18 protein-coding genes are annotated in these 21,190 nt (G+C 57.9%); 13 read left to right on the forward strand and 5 right to left on the reverse strand.

Annotation, left to right across the window (positions count from 1 at the left end; all coding sequences use genetic code 11):
* Nucleotides 1–43: 43 nt before the first annotated feature.
* The 3 genes from murG to murD are packed head-to-tail and all read right to left on the reverse strand — an operon-like array spanning nucleotide 44 to nucleotide 3,816.
* On the reverse strand, nucleotides 44–1,159 hold the full coding sequence (gene murG, locus KO088_RS02530; RefSeq protein ID WP_215493371.1) for an undecaprenyldiphospho-muramoylpentapeptide beta-N-acetylglucosaminyltransferase: 1,116 nt from the start codon (nucleotides 1,157–1,159) through the stop codon (nucleotides 44–46).
* Nucleotides 1,160–1,163: 4 nt separating this feature from the next.
* Nucleotides 1,164–2,444 (reverse strand): FtsW/RodA/SpoVE family cell cycle protein, encoded by a 1,281-nt coding sequence (locus KO088_RS02535; protein WP_215493373.1) that lies wholly within the window; start codon nucleotides 2,442–2,444, stop codon nucleotides 1,164–1,166.
* Nucleotides 2,437–3,816, reverse strand: a complete 1,380-nt coding sequence (gene murD, locus KO088_RS02540; RefSeq protein ID WP_044114872.1) for a UDP-N-acetylmuramoyl-L-alanine--D-glutamate ligase — start codon at nucleotides 3,814–3,816, stop codon at nucleotides 2,437–2,439. The genes KO088_RS02535 and murD overlap by 8 nt, the downstream gene beginning before the upstream one ends.
* Nucleotides 3,817–4,141: 325 nt before the next feature.
* Between murD and KO088_RS02545 the strand changes: the two genes are divergently transcribed.
* The 13 genes from KO088_RS02545 (at nucleotide 4,142) to KO088_RS02605 (ending at nucleotide 16,199) form a co-directional block, all read left to right on the forward strand.
* Nucleotides 4,142–5,044, forward strand: coding sequence for a helix-turn-helix domain-containing protein (locus KO088_RS02545; protein ID WP_215493375.1), 903 nt, complete (start codon nucleotides 4,142–4,144; stop codon nucleotides 5,042–5,044).
* 369 nt (nucleotides 5,045–5,413) lie between these two features.
* Nucleotides 5,414–6,121 carry a hypothetical protein gene (locus tag KO088_RS02550; protein WP_215493377.1) on the forward strand — a complete coding sequence of 236 codons (708 nt, stop codon included), beginning with the start codon at nucleotides 5,414–5,416 and terminating at the stop codon, nucleotides 6,119–6,121.
* A gap of 72 nt (nucleotides 6,122–6,193) precedes the next feature.
* Nucleotides 6,194–6,814 (forward strand): hypothetical protein, encoded by a 621-nt coding sequence (locus KO088_RS02555; protein WP_215493379.1) that lies wholly within the window; start codon nucleotides 6,194–6,196, stop codon nucleotides 6,812–6,814.
* 37 nt (nucleotides 6,815–6,851) lie between these two features.
* Complete coding sequence (locus tag KO088_RS02560; RefSeq protein ID WP_215493381.1) at nucleotides 6,852–7,487, forward strand: hypothetical protein; 636 nt, start codon at nucleotides 6,852–6,854, stop codon at nucleotides 7,485–7,487.
* 338 nt (nucleotides 7,488–7,825) lie between these two features.
* Nucleotides 7,826–9,520, forward strand: a complete 1,695-nt coding sequence (locus KO088_RS02565) for a SulP family inorganic anion transporter (protein ID WP_009432835.1) — start codon at nucleotides 7,826–7,828, stop codon at nucleotides 9,518–9,520.
* Complete coding sequence (dusB, locus tag KO088_RS02570; RefSeq protein ID WP_215493383.1) at nucleotides 9,517–10,530, forward strand: tRNA dihydrouridine synthase DusB; 1,014 nt, start codon at nucleotides 9,517–9,519, stop codon at nucleotides 10,528–10,530. Before KO088_RS02565 ends, dusB begins: the two co-directional genes overlap by 4 nt.
* 35 nt (nucleotides 10,531–10,565) lie before the next feature.
* Nucleotides 10,566–11,711: a DUF4369 domain-containing protein gene (locus KO088_RS02575; RefSeq protein WP_215493385.1), complete on the forward strand. Its 1,146-nt coding sequence runs from the start codon at nucleotides 10,566–10,568 to the stop codon at nucleotides 11,709–11,711.
* An 18-nt stretch (nucleotides 11,712–11,729) separates the two neighbouring features.
* Complete coding sequence (mltG, locus tag KO088_RS02580) at nucleotides 11,730–12,836, forward strand: endolytic transglycosylase MltG (RefSeq protein ID WP_215493387.1); 1,107 nt, start codon at nucleotides 11,730–11,732, stop codon at nucleotides 12,834–12,836.
* Nucleotides 12,833–13,603, forward strand: coding sequence for a tRNA threonylcarbamoyladenosine dehydratase (locus KO088_RS02585; RefSeq protein ID WP_215493389.1), 771 nt, complete (start codon nucleotides 12,833–12,835; stop codon nucleotides 13,601–13,603). The genes mltG and KO088_RS02585 overlap by 4 nt, the downstream gene beginning before the upstream one ends.
* On the forward strand, nucleotides 13,600–14,301 hold the full coding sequence (locus KO088_RS02590) for an ABC transporter ATP-binding protein (RefSeq protein WP_198019158.1): 702 nt from the start codon (nucleotides 13,600–13,602) through the stop codon (nucleotides 14,299–14,301). Before KO088_RS02585 ends, KO088_RS02590 begins: the two co-directional genes overlap by 4 nt.
* A gap of 12 nt (nucleotides 14,302–14,313) precedes the next feature.
* Complete coding sequence (locus tag KO088_RS02595) at nucleotides 14,314–15,018, forward strand: ComEA family DNA-binding protein (protein WP_215493391.1); 705 nt, start codon at nucleotides 14,314–14,316, stop codon at nucleotides 15,016–15,018.
* A gap of 5 nt (nucleotides 15,019–15,023) precedes the next feature.
* Nucleotides 15,024–15,998 (forward strand): porphobilinogen synthase, encoded by a 975-nt coding sequence (gene hemB / locus KO088_RS02600; protein WP_044114881.1) that lies wholly within the window; start codon nucleotides 15,024–15,026, stop codon nucleotides 15,996–15,998.
* Nucleotides 15,999–16,010: 12 nt separating this feature from the next.
* On the forward strand, nucleotides 16,011–16,199 hold the full coding sequence (locus KO088_RS02605) for a hypothetical protein (RefSeq protein WP_060935653.1): 189 nt from the start codon (nucleotides 16,011–16,013) through the stop codon (nucleotides 16,197–16,199).
* Nucleotides 16,200–16,279: 80 nt separating this feature from the next.
* On the opposite strand, the gene KO088_RS02610 is transcribed toward KO088_RS02605, so the two are convergent.
* A complete protein-coding gene (locus KO088_RS02610) occupies nucleotides 16,280–18,097 on the reverse strand; it encodes an LTA synthase family protein (protein WP_215493392.1) in 1,818 nt (605 codons plus the stop codon).
* A gap of 78 nt (nucleotides 18,098–18,175) precedes the next feature.
* Entirely contained in the window at nucleotides 18,176–21,184 is a 3,009-nt protein-coding gene (locus KO088_RS02615; protein ID WP_215493393.1) for a restriction endonuclease, read from the reverse strand.
* Nucleotides 21,185–21,190 lie beyond the last annotated feature (6 nt).

Below are 21,190 nucleotides of genomic sequence, written 5' to 3' on the forward strand. Positions count from 1 at the left end.
GGTCGCAGCCGCTGCTCTTTTATATACTATTATAGTACGACGTCTATCGCTTGGGGGCGAAGGCCACGAGGCGCTCGGCCTCGTCGACGATGCGGTCAGCAGCCTCGGTGAGGGCGAGCTTGCGGATCTCTTCGGAGAGCGAAGCGCACTGCGCAGCGTCCTGCACGAGGGCGATGGCGCGGGGCGTCAGTTCTTCGCGAGCCTTGTCGTCGGGGATGAGGAGCGCGGCCGAGCGCGTCGAGAGCGCCAGCGCGTTCTTCGTCTGATGGTCTTCGGCTACGTTGGGCGAAGGGACGAGGATGGTAGGCTTGCCGAGGAAGCACAGCTCGGAGATCGAGCTGGCACCAGCACGCGACACCACGACGTCTGCCACAGCATAAGCCAGATCCATACGCTGGATGAAGGCCGACGAGTAGACGGGGAAGTCATACGCCTTGAGTAGCTCCTGCGCCTTGGCTTCGAAGCCCTTACCCGTCTGCCAGATGAGGGCGACACCCGACTGAGCCCACTCCTCGAGGCGCGAACCGATGCTCTCGTTGATACTCAGAGCACCGAGACTCCCGCCGATGACGACGACGACGCGCTTCGTATCAGCTGGCAAGCCGAAGTGACGTAGCGCTTCTTCGCGCAGCCCGTCCTGCATATATTCGATAGCAGGACGCAGGGGATTCCCCGTCAGTACGATCTTATCCTTCGGGAAGAAGCGCTCCATCTCGGGGTACGCTACGCAGATGCGGTCGGCACGACGAGCGAGGAACTTATTCGTCACGCCAGCATAAGAGTTCTGCTCCTGAATGAGCGTGGGGATGCCGAGACTCTGTGCAGCCTTCAGCGTAGGTGCGCTGGCATAGCCCCCGACGCCGATGACGATCTCGGGGCGGAAGTCACGGATGATATCGCGTGCCGTGATGAGCGCACGCAGGAAGTCACGGATGACTCCGATATTGCGCCAAGGGCGCTTGCGGTCAAGGCCGCGGATCTTCAGACCGCGGATGGGGAAGCCCGCCTGGGGTACACGCTCCATCTCCATGCGCCCTTCGGCACCGATGAAGAGGATATCGATCTCGGGGTAGCGCCGGCGAAGGGCTTCGGCGATGGATACGGCAGGGAAGATATGCCCCCCTGTGCCACCGCCGCTGATGATAGCTCGCTGGATCATATTTCTATACGTAGTCTTGTGTGTCGGTATCGAGAAGAGGCTCTTCCACGACCTCCTCGGTCGCGGCGACCTCAGTGAACTCTGCCTCCTCCGTGTGGGGCTCACGCTTGGGCTTGTCGACGCGCGAGGCCCCGATCATGATGCCGAAGGCCATGCTTGTCGCCAGGATCGACGACCCCCCGTAGCTGATGAGCGGGAGCGTCTGCCCTGTGGTGATGATCCCCGAGGCGACGATCATATTCACCAGCGCCTGCAGCGGATAGAGGATGCCAAAGCCCTTGATGAGGTTGCTGCGGAAGACGTTCGTCTGCTTGCGTGCCTCACGATAGCCGATGAGCATCCACACCAGATAGAGCGATGGGATGAAGAGCAGACCGAGGATGCCATACTCCTCGATGATGATGGCGTAGAGGTAGTCGGAGTAGGCCTGCGAGAGGGAGTCACGCAGCTTGCTATTCCCTGGGCCACGACCGACGAGCTTGGAGTTGGCGATAGCCATACGGCCCATCTGCTCCTGACGGTTCTCGTCGGTGATAGCGAAGCGGTCTTCTCGCTCCTTGACGGCGCCATGCAGACGGTTGTGCCACGTGACGGCACGACCAGGCAGCATGCTCTCGGGGGCTAAGTAGAGGTAGGCACCACCCAAGACCACCGCTATGGCACCGATAGCCGTGATGCGGTACATGAAGCGCTTAGGCGCCTTGAGTACCCACGAGTAGAGGTAGAGGAAAGAGAAGATGATGAGGAAGGTCGACAGGTTGCTCAAGAGCACCATAATCGAGAGGATGAAGATCCACCCCCAGTAGGCCCAGTAGCGAGGCTCCTTCCTCGGGTCTTCCACGACATCCTTACCCGCGACATAAGCGCCCCAGATGACGATATAGACACGCAGGAATTCGGCGGGCTGGATGGTGATGAAGCCCAAGTCGATCCAGCGCTCTGCCCCATTGGTGCTCTGCCCTAAGAGGAGCTGCGCGAAGAAGAGCCCCACCATGAGGAGCGCCGAGAGCGGTGGCAGGGTATAGCGATAGAAGCGCCCGGAGCATCGGCTCAGCAAGATAGCCGAGCAGATACCGATAGCGAGCATGAGCGCATGCTTGAGGATGGGATTCAGTCGCCCGACGGAGAGGCTCTTATAGATCTCCGAGCTCAGCGCGCTCGATACGGTGTAGAGCGAGACCAAGACGAGCACGAAGTAGAGTGCCCACATGAGGCCGTTGCCCGCGAAGATGCGGCGCAGCCACGAGTCCTTCGGCTGGAGGGAGGTCGTCTGATCGTTAGGCATGCTTCTCCTCAGCTTGGATCAGGCCCTGTACCACTTCGCGGAAGCGGTCGCCTCGATGGATGTAGCTGGTGAAGAGGTCGAAGCTCGCACAGGCTGGAGAGAGCAGGACGGTGTCGCCTGGCTGAGCCATCTCACGAGCGTGGGCGATAGCCTCCTCCATAGAGAGTGCCGAGGCGATCTGAGGCACCTTGCCGTGGAAGCTCTTGTACAGCTTCAGCACGTCGGTCGTGAGAAAGACGAGCCCACGCGCCCCAGAGGTGATGAGCTCGGTGATATCCATATAGTCATTCCCCTTGTCTTCGCCACCGAGGATGAGCACGTAGGGCGTGGTCATCGTCCGCAGAGCATAGTAGGTAGAGCTGACGTTGGTGGCCTTGGAGTCGTTGATATAGCGCACGCCATCGAGTACCCCGACCTTCTCAAGGCGGTGGGGCACGTTCACGAAGTCGCTGAGCGCACGTCTCAGGACGTCATGCGAGACACCGAGGCGCAGGGCTGCGATCGAGGCAGCCATAGCATTCTGCAGGTTGTGCGGCCCCTGGAGTGCGAGCTGATCGATGGGGAACTCAAAGCTCTTCCCGTCGAAGTGCAGGCGCATCATGTTGTCGTCCGACTTGTCGGCGGCGGAGCCTACCTGCGGATAGGTCAGGAAGGAGAGCGTCTGCATCGGCATGGGCTGGTGGCTCATGACGTAGCGAGAGACGAACTCATCTTCACCCCAATAGATGAAGGCATCCTCCGCGGTCTGGTTCTGCAGGATGCGCATCTTCGCCATAGCATACTCCTCGAAGTTGTAGTGATAGCGGTCGAGGTGGTCGGGCGTGATGTTCATCAAGAGGGCGATATGCACGCGGAACTTGTACATATCATCCAGCTGGAAGCTACTCAGCTCGACGACGAAGTAGTCGGGCTGCTCGTCGGGGATCACCTGACGGGCGAGGCTGAAGCCGACGTTCCCAGCCAGTGCGGGCTTCATACCCGCCTCGGTGAGGATGTGGTGCAGCCACATCGTCGTCGTGGTCTTCCCATTGCTCCCCGTGATACCGATGACCTTGCCCTTGAGGTAGCGACCTGCCAGCTCGATCTCGGAGATGACGGGGATGCCACGCTCACGGATAGCCACCATGATAGGCGCCTTCTCAGGGATACCAGGGCTCTTGACGATCTCCTCGGCACGCAGGATGAGCTCGGTGGTGTGGCTACCCTCTTCGTAGGGGATGCCATTGGCTTCGAGCTCCTGCTTGTACTTCGGGGCAATATGCCCGTAGTCGGAGACCATGACGGATATACCACGACTCTGGTATAATAGGGCTGCGCCGACACCGCTTTCGCCAGCGCCCAGGACGACGGCCTGGAACTTCTCTTCTATCATCTTATTTGTCTTGCTATGGGGTGCAATGGGAGGTAGGGCAAAGGACCTCTTCACCCTACCTCGCATAGCCTGCTTTTAGACTACAATTTTCGTCATTTTCGCCCATATATGCAAGCTGTATGCGTGCGCACTCGCGCGGGGAAGGAGCGCTACACCGTTGCACGGAGGGGGCAAATAGTCGCTTTTTCTCCCCCACCTTCCCCTCGATGCGAAGAAAGGAAAAGCTTTACCTGCCCCATGCGACATTTAGACGAGCACAAAGTATCACATATATCCCCTACCTTTACACCCATAAGTACAGCCCCAGATACATCAGCAAGACAGCATGCAGCCGCACGAGTGGACGACCAATGACTTCAAGGGAGATCCTGGCATAGACTACTGCCATGACAAGTTCCTCTTTGCACATAGCCTACACACGCTCCCCGAGCGGATGATAGGGGCTCGTATGCACTTCGGCATGGCGATCTACTGCCGTCAGGGTACGATACAGATCGCCATTGACGGCCGACAGTACCGCCTCGAGCAGGGGCAGAGGCTTAGCTACCAAGAGGGCTCTCTCATCGAGGAATGCCTCGCCTCGAGCGATGCCGATCTGGTCCTCATGGGACTCTCATGGGAGCTCATCGGGGCGACCGAAGCACTGAATACCGTGGTATGGAGCATCGCGGACTATGTGCGCAGGTCGCCCATCTACACGCTGAGCGAGGATGCGATAGAGCTCAGCAAGATCTACCACCAGCAGATCCACACCCTCTGCCACTCGGCCAATCCCCTCTTCCGTGACGAACTCCTGCACATCCATATCCAGGCACTCCTCTACTCCTTCATCCGTGAGGTCAGCGAAGAGCTCCGCCAAGCGACCCCGCAAGACCTGACCCGTGCCAGCCAGCAGGCACGTCTCTTCTTCGACCTGCTGGGCATGCAACGCGGCCGCATACGCTCCGTCTCGGAGGTTGCTACCCTGATGAACCTCACGCCGAAGTACCTCTCACGCATCATCAAGGAGCAGACGGGAGAGACACCCATCCACTTCATCCATCAGTACATGATGCGCGCCATCACGCAGGAGCTACGCTACTCAAGCAAGACAGCTAAGGAGATTGCCTTCCAGCAGGGCTTCTCGAGCCTTGCCTTCTTCGGCAAGTTCGTCAAGCAGCAGACGGGCCTCACACCCACCGAGTACCGCAAGAAGCTCCAGGCAGGCGAAGGCGCGACACCGAGCTAAGCCACGACACACCCGCTCGCCTCAGCCCAGCAACCCTCTTCCCCGCCATAGTCCGAGCCCCTCGCCTATCGCGGGGATTTTTCTCATCCAGCGGAAGGAAAAGCCTCATCCTCCACGAAAAGAAAGCCCCTTCCTCTACGCCATTTCCTCTGTCCACGCACGTAGTCCTAAGGACTCGGCACGTAATCTCTATGATCCACGTACGTAGATTTTAGAGCCACGCACGTAGACAAAGCTTTTCTACTACTCGTCCGCGACTTTTCCCCGCACTCGGATGAAGTTATCCAGCTACTCGTCACCCTTTTTCCTCCCCTAAAATCCAAGGGAAAACTTATTACCTTTGAGTCATCTAACACTTACAGCTACTCTATGGACCTCTTTACTCTCGGAGAATACACGATCAAAGCTACCCAACAAGTCGGACGCCAATTCAAGATGCTCACCCATCCGATCCCCTCGGCCGTTAGAGCGTTCTCTATCTTACTCTTCTTCAGCCTTCTCTTCCCTAAAGAAGGAAATGCTCAGAGGCAAGTCGCAGACTTACGTGACCTCCATCGGGTATCAGGAGAGAATCGAGGTGATCCCCAAGGCTTCTACTTTCAAGATCGAAACTACGACCTCGATAAGTTTGCTGGCGAGTGGGAGGGTACTGGCTTTGGTGGCTATCAGTGGCGTACCCGTATCGCTGTCCAAAAGAAGGTAGACCGCCACGGCTCCTATTGGTCCGATGTCCTTGGCTTAGAGCTATCAATCAAGAAGGATGGCAAGGCAGCTATCACGCCAACCAGAGATCTAATCCCTGGGACCTCTTTTATTCAAGGATTTGGGCTTCGATGGGTGAAGCAGCAGCAGGCTGTAGATCCTAACATTTATAAAGTCCTCTTCGCTTACGGTATATCTGATGAGCCTTACCGAGGGACAGTCGAAGTGCTTCTCTATATCAATGCGACCCATGACACGATCGTGATACGTCGGGGATATACTATCGAGATAGAGCACAGTGCGAACATCCCTGATTATATCCCCCCTGGGGGCTATCTGTCTGAGGTCTGTACGCTACGACGCGTGAAGAAGTAGGGGAAGTTCCCCTGCATGATACACCAACTCGTCACCCGAACTACTCACCGAATAAACCCGCCCCTTTTTACTATGACCAAGCTAATTAGGCTCTTATCCCTCATACTACTCCTCTCGGGAGCGAGGGTCTCTGCTCAGACGCAAGTCGCAGCCTTACGCGACTACCACCAAGTAACAGAAAACAATTACTACAATTCTCGAGGCTACTACTTTGAGGACCAACACCACGACCTCGACAAGTTCGTAGGTGAGTGGGAGGGCATTGGCTTTGGGGACTATCATTGGCACATAGGTATCGTAGAGCAAAAGAAGTCAGACTTCTTCGGCTCCTATTGGGCTGATACTTTGGGCTTAGAGCTATCAGTCACGAAGGATGGCAAGGCTGCTATCACACCGACCGGAAATCTAATACCTGGGACTTCCTTCATTCAAGGCGCTCGATTTCTATGGGATAGGGATAAAAAATCAGTAGATCCCGATATCTATACGATGCTCTTCTCTTATGGGGAGGCAGATCACCCCTATAAGGCAGCAGTACAAGTGCGTCTCTATATAAGTGCTGATCAAAATACGATCGTGCTACGTCGGGGAGCTGTTATTGCGATTGATGAAATTCCGAATATCCCTGATTATATCCCTCCCGGGGAGGGCTATCTGGCAGATGTCTGTACGCTACGACGCGTAGGGAGATAGGAGATTACATCACACAAACAACATACGCTCTATACCTATGCTCCGATTCATCACCTCTACCATTAGGCTCGCCTTACTCTTACTTCCTGCCTTACTCGTCCTTTCGGAGGTCTCCCATGCTCAGACGCAAGTCGTGGACTTACGTGACTTCATGCGCGTGTCGGACAACAACCGTGGCAACCCTGAAGGCTACTACTTTGAGGACAGACACCACGACCTCGATAAGTTTGCTGGAGAGTGGGAAGGCACGGGCTTTGTTGGCCACCAGTGGCGTGCCCGTATCATCGTGCAGAAAAAGGCAAACTATTACGATTCCTACTGGTACGATGCTCTTGGCTTAGAGCTATCAATCACAAAGAATGGGAAAGCATGTATCACCCCGACGGACTCCTTCCTGCCTGGGACCTCCTTTATTCAAGGCGGGGGATTTATCTGGGACAGAGAGAAGAGGTCTCTACAATTAGATGTTTACAGAATGCCTTTCTTCTATGGCAAAGCTGACAAGCCCTATCAGGAGCTTGCCAATGTACTTCTCTGCTTGAATGCGGCACACGATACGATAGTAGTACGCCGAAGCCACTTGGTCGGAATCGATCGTCCTGTGATCATACCTGATTATCTATCGGTCCCGTATGACGCTGAGGTCTGCACGCTACGACGCGTGAAGAAGTAGGGGAAGCTCCTTATACAGCCTCGGGTAAAGCATACGGAAGCCCACCTTGACACGGGGACTACCTCAATCGAAATAGCAGGAGAAGGCAATCGCCTTCTCCTGTCTTGTCTCTGGCACTTTCCCCCGCTGATGGGCAAGAGGATATGCAGAGGTCGCGATGAGCAAGAGGAGTAGACGTGCAGACGATGCGGCGTATAGACGCCAACGGCACGGGAGGATTTCGATGCGTAAGCCCTGCCCACGAGGTCAGCGCCCCCAGAGGCACGGGGGCTTTTCCTTATCTTTGTAACCTAACAGCTATTTAATCGTATAGGAAGAAAACCTACTTTTTACTCGACATGCAGCGCTTGAACTTCCGCCCCATGCTCATCGATAGCCTCAAGGGCTACACGCGGCAGGGCCTCACTCGTGACCTCTTAGCGGGGCTCATCGTGGGGATCGTCGCCCTACCTATGGCCATCGCATTCGCTATCGCCAGCGGGGTATCTCCCGAAGTGGGGCTTGTCACCGCCGTCCTCGGGGGGCTCATCGTCTCGGCTCTCGGGGGTAGCTCCGTACAGATCGGGGGGCCGACGGGCGCCTTCATCATCATCGTCCTCGGCATCATCGGCGAGTACGGTCAGGGCGGACTACTCATCGCCACACTGATGGCGGGGATCCTCCTCCTGCTGATGGGCGCACTGAAGCTCGGATCGCTCATCAAGTTCATCCCCTATCCGATTATCTTAGGCTTCACGGCTGGTATCGCTGTGACCATCTTCACCACGCAGGTCAATGACCTCCTCGGCCTTGGGCTGACGGGTCTACCGAAGGAGTTTGTACCGAAGTGGGGCGTCCTCCTCTCCTCGCTCGGCTCCGTCCACCTACCTACGCTCGCCATCGGTCTGGGGAGCATCCTCCTCATCCAGCTCACCCCACGGCTGACGAAGGTCGTCCCTGGCTCCCTCGTCGCCATCATCGTGATGACCATCGTCTGCTACCTCCTCAAGGAGTATGCTGGCGTCACGGGCCTTGACACCATCGGCGACCGCTATACGATCTCCTCGAAGATCCCCGACCTCGTCGTGCCCGAGCTGAGCTGGGCGACGATGCAGCACCTCATCGGCCCCGCCTTCACCATCGCCCTCCTCGGCGCTATCGAGTCCCTCCTCTCTGCCAGCGTCGCTGACGGGGTCATCGGTGAGCGCCACCGCTCGAATACCGAGCTGATGGCCCAGGGGGTAGCCAATATCATCGTTCCCTTCTTCGGTGGGATCCCCGTCACGGGAGCTATCGCCCGCACGATGACCAACATCAACAACGGCGCCCGCACGCCCATCGCAGGCATCACGCACGCTCTGGTCCTCCTACTGATCTTCCTCTTCCTCATGCCCCTGATGGCCTACATCCCTATGGCCTGCCTCTCGGGTGTGCTCGTCGTCATCTCGTACAACATGAGCGGATGGCGCTCGGTACGCGCTTCGCTGCGTGGCCCGAAGAGCGATATCGCCGTGCTTGCCGTCACCTTCTTCCTCACGGTACTCTTCGACCTCACCATAGCTATTGAGCTGGGTCTCCTACTCTCCATGCTCCTCTTCATGCGCCGCATCATCGAGTCCACACGCATCGTCGTCTCCCGCGACAAGCTCCACGTGCACAGCTCCGAGGATGACGGCCAGCTCGCAGGTCGTGAGGAAGCCCTCGACCTGCCGAAGGGCGTCGAGGTCTACGAGATCGAAGGGCCCTTCTTCTTCGGTATCGCCAACCGCTTCGAGGAGATCGTCCTCGCCACCAAGGCGCGCCCGAAGGTGCGCATCCTGCGTATGCGTCAGGTGCCCTTTATGGACTCGACGGCCGTGCGCAACCTCCGCATTCTCATCGAGACCTCACAGGCTGAGGGCATCCAGCTCGTCCTCTCGGGCGTGCGCCCCAGCGTCCATGAGACCCTGCGTGCCACAGGTATCGCCGACCTCATCGGCGATACCTACATCTGCCCCAATATCCACGAGGCCCTCACGACGGCCTCCCAATACATAGCCCAGATAAGCGAATGAAAATAGGTACGGTCGATCTCGGGGAGCGCCCCCTACTACTGGCCCCCATGGAGGATGTGACGGATGCCGCCTTCCGTCTCCTCTGTCGCCGCTTCGGTGCAGACATGGTCTACACCGAGTTCCTCAGTGCTGACGCCCTCATCCGTCAGGTCGCTGGCACGACGCGCAAGCTCGAGATTAGCGCCGAAGAGCGCCCCGTAGCCATCCAGATCTACGGCCGCAAGGTCGAGCCTATGGTCGAAGCCGCCCGTATCGCCGAGGCCGCTGGCCCCGAGGTGCTGGACTTGAACTTCGGTTGCCCCGTCAAGCGTGTCGCTGGCAAGGGCGCTGGTAGCGGTATGCTTCGCTGCCCCGACGTCATGCTCCGCATCGTCAGCGAGATCGTCAAGGCCGTGAAGATCCCCGTCACCGTGAAGACCCGCCTCGGCTGGGACAACGATAGTAAGATCATCGTCGAGCTCGCCGAAGCCCTCCAGGACGTGGGCATCCAAGCCCTCACCATCCACGGCCGTACCCGCGCCCAGATGTACACCGGCTCTGCCGACTGGACGCTCATCGGCAAGGTGAAGGAGAACCCGCGCATGCACATCCCTATCATCGGCAATGGTGACATCACCACGGGCGAAGAGGCCAAGCGTGCCTTCGACACCTACGGCGTCGATGCCGTGATGGTCGGGCGTGCTACCATCGGCCAGCCCTGGATCTTCGAGGAGATGAAGCACTACCTCCAGACGGGCGAGCCTGCTCCCCGCCACCCGAAGGCCTTCTACGTCGACGTACTTCGCCAGCTCGTCGACAACAACATCCGCAAGCTCGACGAGCGCCGTGGCATCCTCCACAGCCGTCGCCATATAGCCGCCAGCCCGATCTTCAAGGGTATCGATAACTTCCGCCCCGTACGCATCGCTATGCTCAAGGCTGCCACACGCGAAGAGCTCTTCGCCGAGGTCGCCCGCGCTGAGGAGATGCTCCTCGCCACCGGCGAGCACTGGGACGCCCCCGCACTCTAATAGCCCCATCTATCACATACCTCACACGGCAGACAATGAATAAGACGAAGCTCCGCCTCTCCCTCCTTCTCCTCGGCTCCCTCTCTCTCGGCTCCTGCTCCAAGAGCGGAGGCAATGAGTTCACCGCCGAAGGCACCATCACCGATGCCGCAGGCAAGACGCTCTACCTCGAGACGACCGACACCGACGAACCTCAGCTCATCGACTCCGTGACCCTCGACGAGAAGGGTCGCTTCCGCTTCCGTCGCGAGGCACATAGCTATCCCGCCTTCTACCGCCTGCGCCTCGGGGAGAGCTTCATCCCCTTCGCAGCCGACTCCGTCACGCACCTCACCCTCTCCGCCTCGGGCAAGGATCTCTTCTCGACCTACAAGATCGAGTCGGGCGACGAGGCCAATAAACAGATCCGTGAGATCGGTCAGCTGCGCACCGCCACCGACAAGGCTATCGAGGCGATCCTCACACAGCTCAATAATGGCACCCTCGACCGTGGCATCGCTCTGGCACGTATCGACTCACTCTCCACGCAGCTGAAGAATACCCTCACGAGCAAGTACATCTTCAGCGACCCCAAGGGCGCTGCCGCCTACTACGCCCTCTTCCAGAGCTACCTCGGCGGGACGTACTTCTCCATCGACCATCCTGGCGATGACCGCGCCTTCGCTGCTGTCGCCACGGCCTACGATGCCTTCCACCCCAATGCCCCCTACACGCCGCTCCTGAAGCAGGCGGCTCTGCGCTCCATCGCTATGGCGCGTGCTCGTCAGCGCGAGGCCCATCCCGACACGACGATGACGGCAGCCCCCGTGGAGGTCGTCGCCTTCCCCGAGATCCGCCTGCGTGACCAGAAGGGGCAGATGCGCTCCCTCACTGCTGAGGTCGCTAAGGGCCACCCCGTCCTCGTCTGCTTCACCGCCTACGCTGGCGACTGGTCTCCCGCCCTCGTCGCCGAGCTGCGCGCCCTGCAGTCCGCCCACCCCGACCTCATCATCTTCGAAGTCTCCGAAGACCAAGACGCCTATCTGTGGAAGAATGCTTCACGCGCTCTGCCCTGGATCTGCGTCCAAGACCTCAACCATACCGCAGCTCAGGACTACAATACCCAGAGCCTGCCTTCCTTCTATGCTATCCGCGGTAGCGAGCTGAAGCGCCTCGCTGAGCCCGCCGATATCTTCCGCTAATCCGACATCCCACTCCGTATGAGTAAGCATTCAGTAGCCCACTACCAGCGGCTCAATGGCCGACGCTCCTTCCCCTCGCCCCACCGCAGTCGTGGCCGAGGCACGCGCGTCTTCGTCATCCTGATCCTCATCGTCGTAGCCGCAGCAGCCCTCGCGGGTGGCTATCTCTATACTACGCCTGCAGGTCGCCCCGCCACCGACACGACCTACCTCCTCGTAGCCCCAGGGAGCAACTATGCCGAGTTACGTGAGCAGATGCAGAAGAAGCTCTGGCTGCGCTTCCCCCGTGTCTTCGACCGTCTGGCGGCAGTGCAGGGGCTTAGCGAGACGGGCGACGCCCTGCGCCCAGGTCGCTATGCCGTCCTCCGCTCCACGACGATGCAGGAGCTCATCACCCTCCTCAAGGAAGGGAAGGACAGCCCACTTAAGCTCACCCCTCCCTCCGTACGCAAGGACTCTGAGCTCGTGGACTTCCTCGCCCAGCACCTCTGGGTGAAGGCCGACACGCTCCGCACGCTCCTCGCTGACTCAGCCCTTATGGCGCAGTATGGCACGAAGCCTGGAGCCTTCTACTCCAAGGTCATCCGCGAGCCCCACACCCTACGTTGGGCTGCCTCAGGGCGCGAAGTCCTCGACAGCCTCCAAGCCCACTACCAGCTCTTCTGGAAGGGTAAGCGCACCGAAGAGGCTGAGCGCCTTGGGCTGAATCCCCTCGAGGTGACGACACTTGCCTCTATCGTCGAGAGCGAATCAGGCAAGCGCGACGAGTACCGCCGTATCGCTGGGCTCTATCTCAACCGCCTGCGCAAGGAGATGCGCCTGCAGTCTGACCCCACGGTCAAGTACGCCCTCGGCAACTTCGATCTCAAGCGCATCCGTGGCGAGCACCTCATGGTGAACTCCCCCTACAACACTTACAAGGTCACGGGCCTTCCCCCGACGCCTATCATCCAGCCCCGCACGAGCACCATCGACAGCGTTCTCGCTGCCGAGAGCCACGACTACCTCTATATGTGTGCTAAGGAGGACTTCTCAGGCTACCACAACTTCGCCTCCTCCTTCGCCGTGCATATGCTGAATGCTAAGCGCTACCAGCAAGCCCTCAACGACCGAGGCATCCAATGAACCAGCCCCAGCAACAGACTCCTCCCGAGGCGTGGACCGAGCGTACCCGCCTCCTCTTCGGTGACGATCGCGTGAGCGAGCTCGCCCAGTGCCACGTCCTCATCGTCGGTCTCGGCGGTGTCGGTGGCTTCGCTGCCGAGCTCATCGCCCGCGCAGGCATCGGTCGTATGACCATCGTCGACGCCGACATCGTGCAGCCCTCGAACATCAACCGCCAGCTCGTAGCCACCAACGAGACCATCGGCAAGGCGAAAGCCAGCGTTCTGGCTGCACGCCTTCGCGCCATCAACCCTCACATCCAGCTGGAGGTCATCGAGGCCTTCCTCAAGGATGAGAACATGATCGAGCTCCTCGACCGTCACCGCTACGACTACGTCATCGACGCCATCGACTCGCTGAGCCCGAAGGTGCACCTCATCGCCAAGTCCATAGAGCGCGGCCTGCCGATCATCAGCTCTATGGGTGCAGGCGCCAAGAGCGACCCGACGCAGATCCACCAGGCCGACCTGAATAAGAGCTACAACTGTACGCTGGCACGTGCCCTGCGCAAGCGCCTGCGTAAGTTCGGCATCCACAAGGGACTCCCCGTGGTCTTCTCCGCGGAGCTACCGGACTCCGACGCCGTCAAGGAGATCGAGGGCGAGCAGTGCAAGCGCTCTACCGCTGGCACTGTCTCCTATATGCCCGCGCTCTTCGGCTGTCATCTGGCGGCCTACGTCATCCAGCATATCCAGCATCACCCCACCACTGAGCCTACCAGCCTATGATCATCGAGGCTACCCATATACATAAGAGCTTCGGCTCTCTTGAGGTCCTCAAGGGTATCGACCTCACCGTCGCACCCCGAGAGATCATCTCCATCGTCGGAGCCAGCGGTGCAGGGAAGACGACCCTACTCCAGATCCTCGGCACACTCGAAGCCCCTGCCGAAGGTGCTTCGCTGAAGATCTGCGGGGAGGAAGTCACCCGCCTCAGCGCCCGCCGTCAAGCCGAGCTCCGCAATCGTCAGATAGGCTTCATCTTTCAGGCGCACCAGCTCCTGCCGGAGTTCACTGCACTGGAGAACGTTATGCTCCCCGCCCTCATCGCTGGAGAGTCCCGCTCGAAGGTACGTGAGCGCGCCCTTGGACTCCTTGAGCGTCTCGGCCTTGCGGAGCGTGCCTCGCACAAGCCTGCCGAGCTATCGGGCGGTGAGAGCCAGCGTGTCGCCGTAGCCCGCGCCCTCATCAATTCGCCTGCGGTCATCTTCGCCGACGAACCATCAGGGAGCCTTGACACGGCGAATAAGCAGAGCCTTCACCAGCTCTTCTTCGATCTGCGTGACGAACTCGGCCAGACCTTCGTCATCGTCACCCACGACCCCGACTTTGCCGCCCAAGCCGACCGCATGATCGTGCTGCGTGACGGCCGTATCGAGGCCATACACACCCGCACCGAAGCCCCCACCGAGGAGCACGTCGGCTAAGCCACCCCAGCGATGCGTCAGAGGAAGACCACCACGAGCCGCAGTGAGCGCCTATTCTTGCTCATCCTCTCGCTCATCACCCTCTCGGGGCTGGCACTCTACGCCTTCGCCCCGCACAGCTCGCCTGCCCCACAGCCTATGCAGGCGACCGAAGCGAGAAGCACCTCCGAAAGCAACGCTCCCAAAGGACAGCAGCCCCACCGCGATAGCCTCATACGTGACCCGCACTATGTCGGCCCGCCAGCAGGAGCTGCAGCGCGTGGGGAGAAGTTCGCCCACTACGTCAGCCTTGACCTCAACCGCATTGACTCGCTGACGCTCCTGCGTGTCCCGGGCATCGGCCCCGCCTATGCCCATCGCATCCTCGCTCTACGCGAGCGCCTCGGTGGCTACTACACCGTCTTACAGCTACAGGAGGTCTACGGTATGGATGAGGATAAGTTCCTCGCCCTGCGCCCATGGTTCGTCATCAAGACGCCCCCGAAGCGCTTCGCCCTCCCCCAGCTCCGTGCCGACTCCCTCCCCTGGCATCCCTACCTCTCCCGAGAGCAGAGTGCCACCCTGCGCAAGCTCATCCTACGCCACGGCAAGCACCTTAGCTGGGCAGTCCTACGCTCTGCGGGGCCTTTCTCCCGCGAGGATAGCATCCGCCTCAGCCCCTACTTCGTAGATGGCACGGCAGCACACGCCACAGATAGTATTCCTAATCAACCATAAGCCCTATGTATCCAATCAGTCGTCTGCGTCGCCTACGCATGACTCCCAACCTCCGTGCGCTCGTTCGTGAGACCGCTCTTGAGCCCGCTGACTTCATCGCTCCCCTCTTCGTCGTCCACGGCAGTGGCATCCGCGAGGAGATCAAGACCATGCCTGGGCAGTACCGCCTCTCGGTCGATGAGCTCGTCAAGGAGTGCGAAGGCCTCTACAGTGTAGGCGTACTCTCGGTGATGCTCTTCGGTATCCCCGAGCACAAGGACCACACCGGTAGCGAAGCCTATTCACACAACGGCATCGTACAGCAGGGTATCCGCGCCCTCAAGGCCGCTCTGCCCGACCTCATCGTCATCGCAGATATCTGCATGTGCGAGTACACCGACCACGGCCACTGCGGTATCCTCCACGACCACTATACCGTGGACAATGATGCCACGCTCCCCTATCTCTGCCGTCAGGCGGTCTCCTTCGCCGAGGCAGGTGCCGACATCGTCGCGCCCTCCGATATGATGGACGGCCGTATCGCCGCCATGCGTCAGGCCCTCGACGAAGCTGGCTACGAGCAGCTCCCCATCATGTCGTACGCTGCGAAGTTCAGCTCCGCCTTCTATGGCCCCTTCCGTGATGCTGCCGACTCCGCCCCCAGCTTCGGTGACCGCCGTAGCTACCAGATGGATCCTGCGAACATCCGTGAGGCCATGCGTGAGATCGAAGGCGATATCGCCGAAGGTGCTGACATCGTCATGGTCAAGCCCGCCCTGCCCTACCTCGACGTCATTCGCTGGGCACGCGACCGCTACGACCTGCCCTTGGCCGCCTATCAGGTCAGTGGCGAATATGCCATGATCCAGGCTGCTGGTCTCAATGGCTGGATCGACCGCGAGCGTATTATGATGGAGAGCCTGCTCTCGATCAAGCGCGCTGGTGCCGACCTCATCCTCACCTACTTCGCACGCGAAGCCGCTGAGCTTCTTCGCCGCTAAGAGCCGATCGCTATGGCCTACCGTCGCCCCCTGACCCCGACGCAGATGGTCGTCATCACCATCCTCTGGCTGGCGCTGGTCATCTGGATCATCTCCTCTGGCCTGCGCCTCGATGGCTTGACGATCCTCATGCTCGCCTTCTCGGGCGTCACGGTCTTCTACCCCATCATCAAGAGCTGGCGCGAGCGCAAGAAGAAGTAAGCCCAGCCCCACAAAGCGCAGCCCGCCCCCGTCCACTTATGTTGGACGGGGGCGGGCTGCTTTATATCTGATGCGAAGTGCTACCTACGGGCGAGGTCGTCGTGCGTCAGCTGGAGGAGCGCACGGCCAAGGGCGGTGCGGTACTCCGAGGGCGCGGGAGTCACCTCGATGCCACGGCCGCTGACATTGTCCATCACCGTGACGCCCGTGCTGTCGACAAAGCCGAAGCCATCATTGAACGTGTAGTAGGCGAAGGGATGGGTATAGTTCGGCGCAAGGACATTGCGGGCGAAGGTGAACGAGCGGTAGCTGAGTCCGAGCTGCGCCAGGAGCGTCGCCGAGAGGTCGGACTGCGTCATCAGCGCATCGACGACACGGGGCGAGCGCACGGCACCACCGATCCAGAGCAGCGGGATGTGGTGCACAGCCGTGCTATTGCGGTCGTCCGAGCCGAGCTCCGAATAGCCGTGATCTGCTACACAAATGATGAGGAGGTCCTTCCACTGCGGGGTCGCCTTGAGACGAGCAACGAAGCGTCCCAGCGACTCATCAAGGTAGGCAAAGGCATTCGACACGGGCGAAGACAGGCGCTTGTACGGCACGTCGAAGGGCTCGTGACTGCTGAGCGTGAGCATCGTCTTGTACCACGGGCGATCCGAAGGCATACGGACGATCTCATCATAGAGGACGTCGAAGGCAGGGCCATCAGGCACACCCCAGTTCGTCCGCGGGAGGCTACGAGGGAGCGTGTGATCGTCGGTGACCTGCTGATAGCCCGATCCGAGGAGGTAGCCCTTCATACCGGTGAAGTTCGCATCGCCCCCGTAGAGGAAGCTCGTCGCATAGCCCGCCTCACGCAGACTCCCCGCGATGGAGGGCAGGGTACGGCTCTTCACAGGGAGCTTCATCACCGAGTGCGTGGGGAAGCTCGTGTAGCCACTGAGGATCGAGATGAGCCCGCGGTCGGTGCGGTAGCTATTGGCATAGCAGCGCGAGAAGAGGACACCCTCACGAGCCAAGCTATCAAAGTGCGGGCTGACCTCGGGCTTCTCGCCCAATACACCCGTATAGCGTGCGCCGTAGCTCTCGAGGATCAGCAGGACGATATTCGGTCTGCGGGTCGTCAGCAGCGTATCGCCCTCAAGGGACTCGGCGGGGAAGAGGTCTTTGGTCAGCTCACCGAGCGTCTTCTCATCGAAGGCATTATACTCGGCATCATAGTCCTCGGCCTTCCCGAGCGAGGAGAAGAGGCTGAAGAGCGGATTGACGGCAGCATGATTGAGGTACTGGCGATCACTGAAGTAGACCTGCCCGACATTGGCTGTCGCTTGACTCACGCCCCCACGGATCATGAGGAAGGTCGGGCCTAAGAGGAGGACGAAGGGCAGGGCGTAGAGTCCGCCACGGCGAAGCTGGGGCCAGCGCACCTCCGTCGTGCGGTCGAGGGCGAAGCCAACGGATAGGCCGATGACGAGCACAAGAAGGATCGAGAGCAGGATGAAGGGAAGGCTGACACTTGCGAAGGCTTCGCCTGGCTGGTCCAGATAGAGGAAGATCGAAGCATCGAGCTTGAAGCCCCAGAAGGGATAGAGCCGCACATCGGTGATGCCCACGATGCTGATGAGGGCAGCCGTGAGGATGTGATAAGGTCGGAGGGCGCGACGGGCGGGGAAGGCGCGGAAGAAGCAGCTCACTGCCGTCGTCAAGAGGGGTATGACGAGCAGGTAGCCCAGCACGGAGAAGTCCAAGCTCAGCCCATAATAGAGTACAGCGAAGATGTCCCCCATACTCAGCGCCCCTTCGGCTGGGACGAGCAGCAGGAAGCAGCCCTTGAGGACAAGGAAGCTCAGCAGCACCACGAGGGCGAAGCGGAGGAGGTAAAGGATTCGTGAGCGCATCGTGCGACGAGTAGATCTATTTCTATTTGCCACAAAGGTACGGCTTGCCCCGCTAATCCCGCTCGCTCACAGATGCACTCACTTCTTCTTAGCCTTATCACGTAGGGAGGCATAGCTCGTCACGACATCAAACTTGAGTTTACCTCCTGAGATCGCATCAAAGTGCTTACGTGCACACTCGATCTTGATCCTCTCGATTTCTCTTAGCTGGAGCATACTCTCAGAGCCCTTAGTCTCAGCGACGAAATAGACGTGGTTCACCGTTTCCTTTCCCTTTCCCTTTTCCTCTCGGAAGACAATAGCCCAGTCAGGATTATATCTTCCTGCAGGGGTATTGATATAGAAGCTACGTGGGAGCTTGGTGTACACCTCGACCTCTTCATGCTTCTCCAGCTCCTTGGCGAACTCCATCTCTGTCCCTAAACTATCCACGACGATAAGGTCATAGAGAGCCTTCTCGCTTTCTAATGCATCAATACCTATACTTCCTCGAAGCTCTTGATCCTCAAAGATCGCCTGGCTATATATCTGGGATTTCGGCGTCATCGCACGATAGGTAATACCCTTAGTGACGGCACTAATCTTCCTCCCATCAATAATGTCGCCAGCCTTGATGATGAACTCCTCTGGACTTTGACTGTACAGCTTGAAGGTAGCAGGCTTGATACCTCGTAGGATTTCAGCAATGGTCTGGCGCTTGAGTCTTGTACGTCGCACCAACTCACCAATAAGGTCATACTGTAGAGTAGAAGAAGGTGAAGAAGGTACCAAGCTAGACGTACTCCTATACTTTGAGGTCACCGCAATCTGGACTGTAGAGACTGACAACTCAGTATCCAGTGCCTCAATTGCATTCTTTATCAGCTGCGGTGTATCAAGCTCCACCTGATAGTAGGTCTTCTCTTTGATCAGATCCCACAGCGCTTCGAACTTATTAAAGCGCGCTTTGCAGAATTTAGCCGTCCTTTTCGTTTGAGCATCTTCAATCTTAACCTTCGTAGGATCAACCACTCGGTCAAGCACCTGTATCAATGAAGGAGTCAAGGGATATGGTACAGGCTTTGCCTCCTTATCCTTGAAGTATTTAGCAGTAAGTAGCTTTAGCTTACTTATGTAGCCAGCATTAATAAGCTCCCAGATGAGCCCTGAGGCATCCTGTTCATTAAACACGCGACTTCCATTACCATCATCAATAGTCTTATCTATAAATAGATCCTCATCCACCTGTGTAGGGCGTGAAGTACCATTGATAATCTCCTTCTGCAGGGCTTCAGAAAAGGCTTGGTAACTCTCACTGGCGATAACTGTGAGGATGTTGGTATCATGCACAGCATCGCCTAAGAGATCACTATCTTGGCGCACACCGTTTTGATCGACACACAGACGCATTCCTCGACCAACCTCTTGATGCTTCTTGGTGGTGCTGTTACTATGCTTAAGCGTACATATTTGGAAGACGTTTGGATTATCCCAGCCTTCCTTGAGCGCAGAGTGGGAGAAGATAAAACGTACAGGTTCTTCAAAAGAGAGGAGACGCTCCTTATCACGCATGATGAGCTGATAAGCATCAGAGCCATCCTCTGTATCAGCTCCAGATTGAGACTTTGTCTTTCCTCTTGCATCTTGCGAGAAGTAGCCATTATGTGGCGCCTTATTTTCCTCCTTCCACTTCCTATCAAGTTCATCAAGATAGGCAAGGTAATCTTTGTCTTTTGCGGGGTCAAGCTCCTTTCGTAGCGCAAGTAGCTCCTTTTGGTATTCGTCTTCAAATATGTTCGCCCAGCTTCCCTTTTTTACCATGCCACTTCTATCATAGATGCGGTACTTATCTACCGCATCTATAAAGAAGAGACTCAAGACCTTAATACCCTGTCGATAGAGCTGCCTCTCACGCTCAAAGTGTGTCCGGATGGTTTGACGAATCTGTTCACGACGAATCCGGTTAGTGACCCCTCCTGTGGTGCACCCCACAGCAAGTTTTCTACCGCTACTTAGTCGAATGAAGCCTCCAGCTACATCAATATCATCAATGCGATAGCCATTATGGTAAGCCTCCAGTCCTCCGCTCTTTTCATAGATGTCACCTCCTTTATCGATAAGACATCTGGAAAAACCTATTCCATCCTTTTGCTTCTTTTCATAGACGATGCGTGCACGCGGAGCTCCATTATTCTTAGGGGGTATGATCTCATCAAGATAGAGATACCCCGTGGTGCCTGTTGTACCCACTTGATGTACCCCGATTACCTCGATCTTCTTGACCAGACGCTTATCGTAGGCATCAATCGCATCAAGACGATACACCTGGTTGTAGACATCTTCGGGGCGGTGCGTCGCGCTATATAGGAGGTAGAAGAGTGGATTGAATTGCTTCAGCCCTTCACGTGTCTTATTCTGCTTATCTGCTCCAAGGACACTCTGAGGCTCGTCAATAATCAGGATGGGTCGTGCTGCCGCAAGCACCTCAATTGGGCGCTGCCAACCGAACGATTCTAATTGCATTGAGATACGTCGAGCCTTATCATCCGTAGCGTTGAAGGCCTGCATATTGATGACCATTACTTGGAGCTTCGGATCCGATACAAACTGATTAATATCCACTAAGCGGGAGCTATCATAGACGAAGTACTGCATACGCTCACTGTACTCCGTCGCGAAGTGATCTGACATCGTATCAAGGCTCTTGATGACACCTTCACGAATGGCTACACTGGGCACCACGATGACAAACTTTGTCCATCCGTAGTGTTTGTGTAGCTCGTACATCGTCTTGATATAGGTATAGGTCTTCCCCGTACCTGTCTCCATCTCAATACTCAGAGGTAAGGTACCATGCTCATCACGTTGCACGGCATGGATCAACTGAAGTCCGTGTCGCGCTTGCACGGCACGGATATTCTGTAGTAAGGCTTGATCCTGGAGGAAAAGCTCCTGATTACAGAAGCCATATTGCTCCATAGGCAATTCTCCCTCGCGCTCTCCCTGAATGTAGCTCAGAAGACCTTGGCGTGGCTGTCCTTTGAAGACATCTACCACGGCTTTAGCTGCCTCTATTTGAAACCCCTGATGCTTGAACTGTAGTTTCATAGCCCC

This window comes from Porphyromonas bobii (assembly GCF_943169685.1).
GTDB lineage: Bacteria > Bacteroidota > Bacteroidia > Bacteroidales > Porphyromonadaceae > Porphyromonas > Porphyromonas pasteri.

Excerpts from the sequence above, each read along its gene's own strand:
- murG (WP_215493371.1), bottom strand. The coding sequence starts at position 1,159 with ATGATCCAGCGAGCTATCATCAGCGGCGGTGGCACAGGGGGGCATATC.
- KO088_RS02535 (WP_215493373.1), bottom strand. The coding sequence starts at position 2,444 with ATGCCTAACGATCAGACGACCTCCCTCCAGCCGAAGGACTCGTGGCTG.
- murD (WP_044114872.1), bottom strand. The coding sequence starts at position 3,816 with ATGATAGAAGAGAAGTTCCAGGCCGTCGTCCTGGGCGCTGGCGAAAGC.
- KO088_RS02545 (WP_215493375.1), top strand. The coding sequence starts at position 4,142 with ATGCAGCCGCACGAGTGGACGACCAATGACTTCAAGGGAGATCCTGGC.
- KO088_RS02550 (WP_215493377.1), top strand. The coding sequence starts at position 5,414 with ATGGACCTCTTTACTCTCGGAGAATACACGATCAAAGCTACCCAACAA.
- KO088_RS02555 (WP_215493379.1), top strand. The coding sequence starts at position 6,194 with ATGACCAAGCTAATTAGGCTCTTATCCCTCATACTACTCCTCTCGGGA.
- KO088_RS02560 (WP_215493381.1), top strand. The coding sequence starts at position 6,852 with ATGCTCCGATTCATCACCTCTACCATTAGGCTCGCCTTACTCTTACTT.
- KO088_RS02565 (WP_009432835.1), top strand. The coding sequence starts at position 7,826 with ATGCAGCGCTTGAACTTCCGCCCCATGCTCATCGATAGCCTCAAGGGC.
- dusB (WP_215493383.1), top strand. The coding sequence starts at position 9,517 with ATGAAAATAGGTACGGTCGATCTCGGGGAGCGCCCCCTACTACTGGCC.
- KO088_RS02575 (WP_215493385.1), top strand. The coding sequence starts at position 10,566 with ATGAATAAGACGAAGCTCCGCCTCTCCCTCCTTCTCCTCGGCTCCCTC.
- mltG (WP_215493387.1), top strand. The coding sequence starts at position 11,730 with ATGAGTAAGCATTCAGTAGCCCACTACCAGCGGCTCAATGGCCGACGC.
- KO088_RS02585 (WP_215493389.1), top strand. The coding sequence starts at position 12,833 with ATGAACCAGCCCCAGCAACAGACTCCTCCCGAGGCGTGGACCGAGCGT.
- KO088_RS02590 (WP_198019158.1), top strand. The coding sequence starts at position 13,600 with ATGATCATCGAGGCTACCCATATACATAAGAGCTTCGGCTCTCTTGAG.
- KO088_RS02595 (WP_215493391.1), top strand. The coding sequence starts at position 14,314 with ATGCGTCAGAGGAAGACCACCACGAGCCGCAGTGAGCGCCTATTCTTG.
- hemB (WP_044114881.1), top strand. The coding sequence starts at position 15,024 with ATGTATCCAATCAGTCGTCTGCGTCGCCTACGCATGACTCCCAACCTC.
- KO088_RS02605 (WP_060935653.1), top strand. The coding sequence starts at position 16,011 with ATGGCCTACCGTCGCCCCCTGACCCCGACGCAGATGGTCGTCATCACC.
- KO088_RS02610 (WP_215493392.1), bottom strand. The coding sequence starts at position 18,097 with ATGCGCTCACGAATCCTTTACCTCCTCCGCTTCGCCCTCGTGGTGCTG.
- KO088_RS02615 (WP_215493393.1), bottom strand. The coding sequence starts at position 21,184 with ATGAAACTACAGTTCAAGCATCAGGGGTTTCAAATAGAGGCAGCTAAA.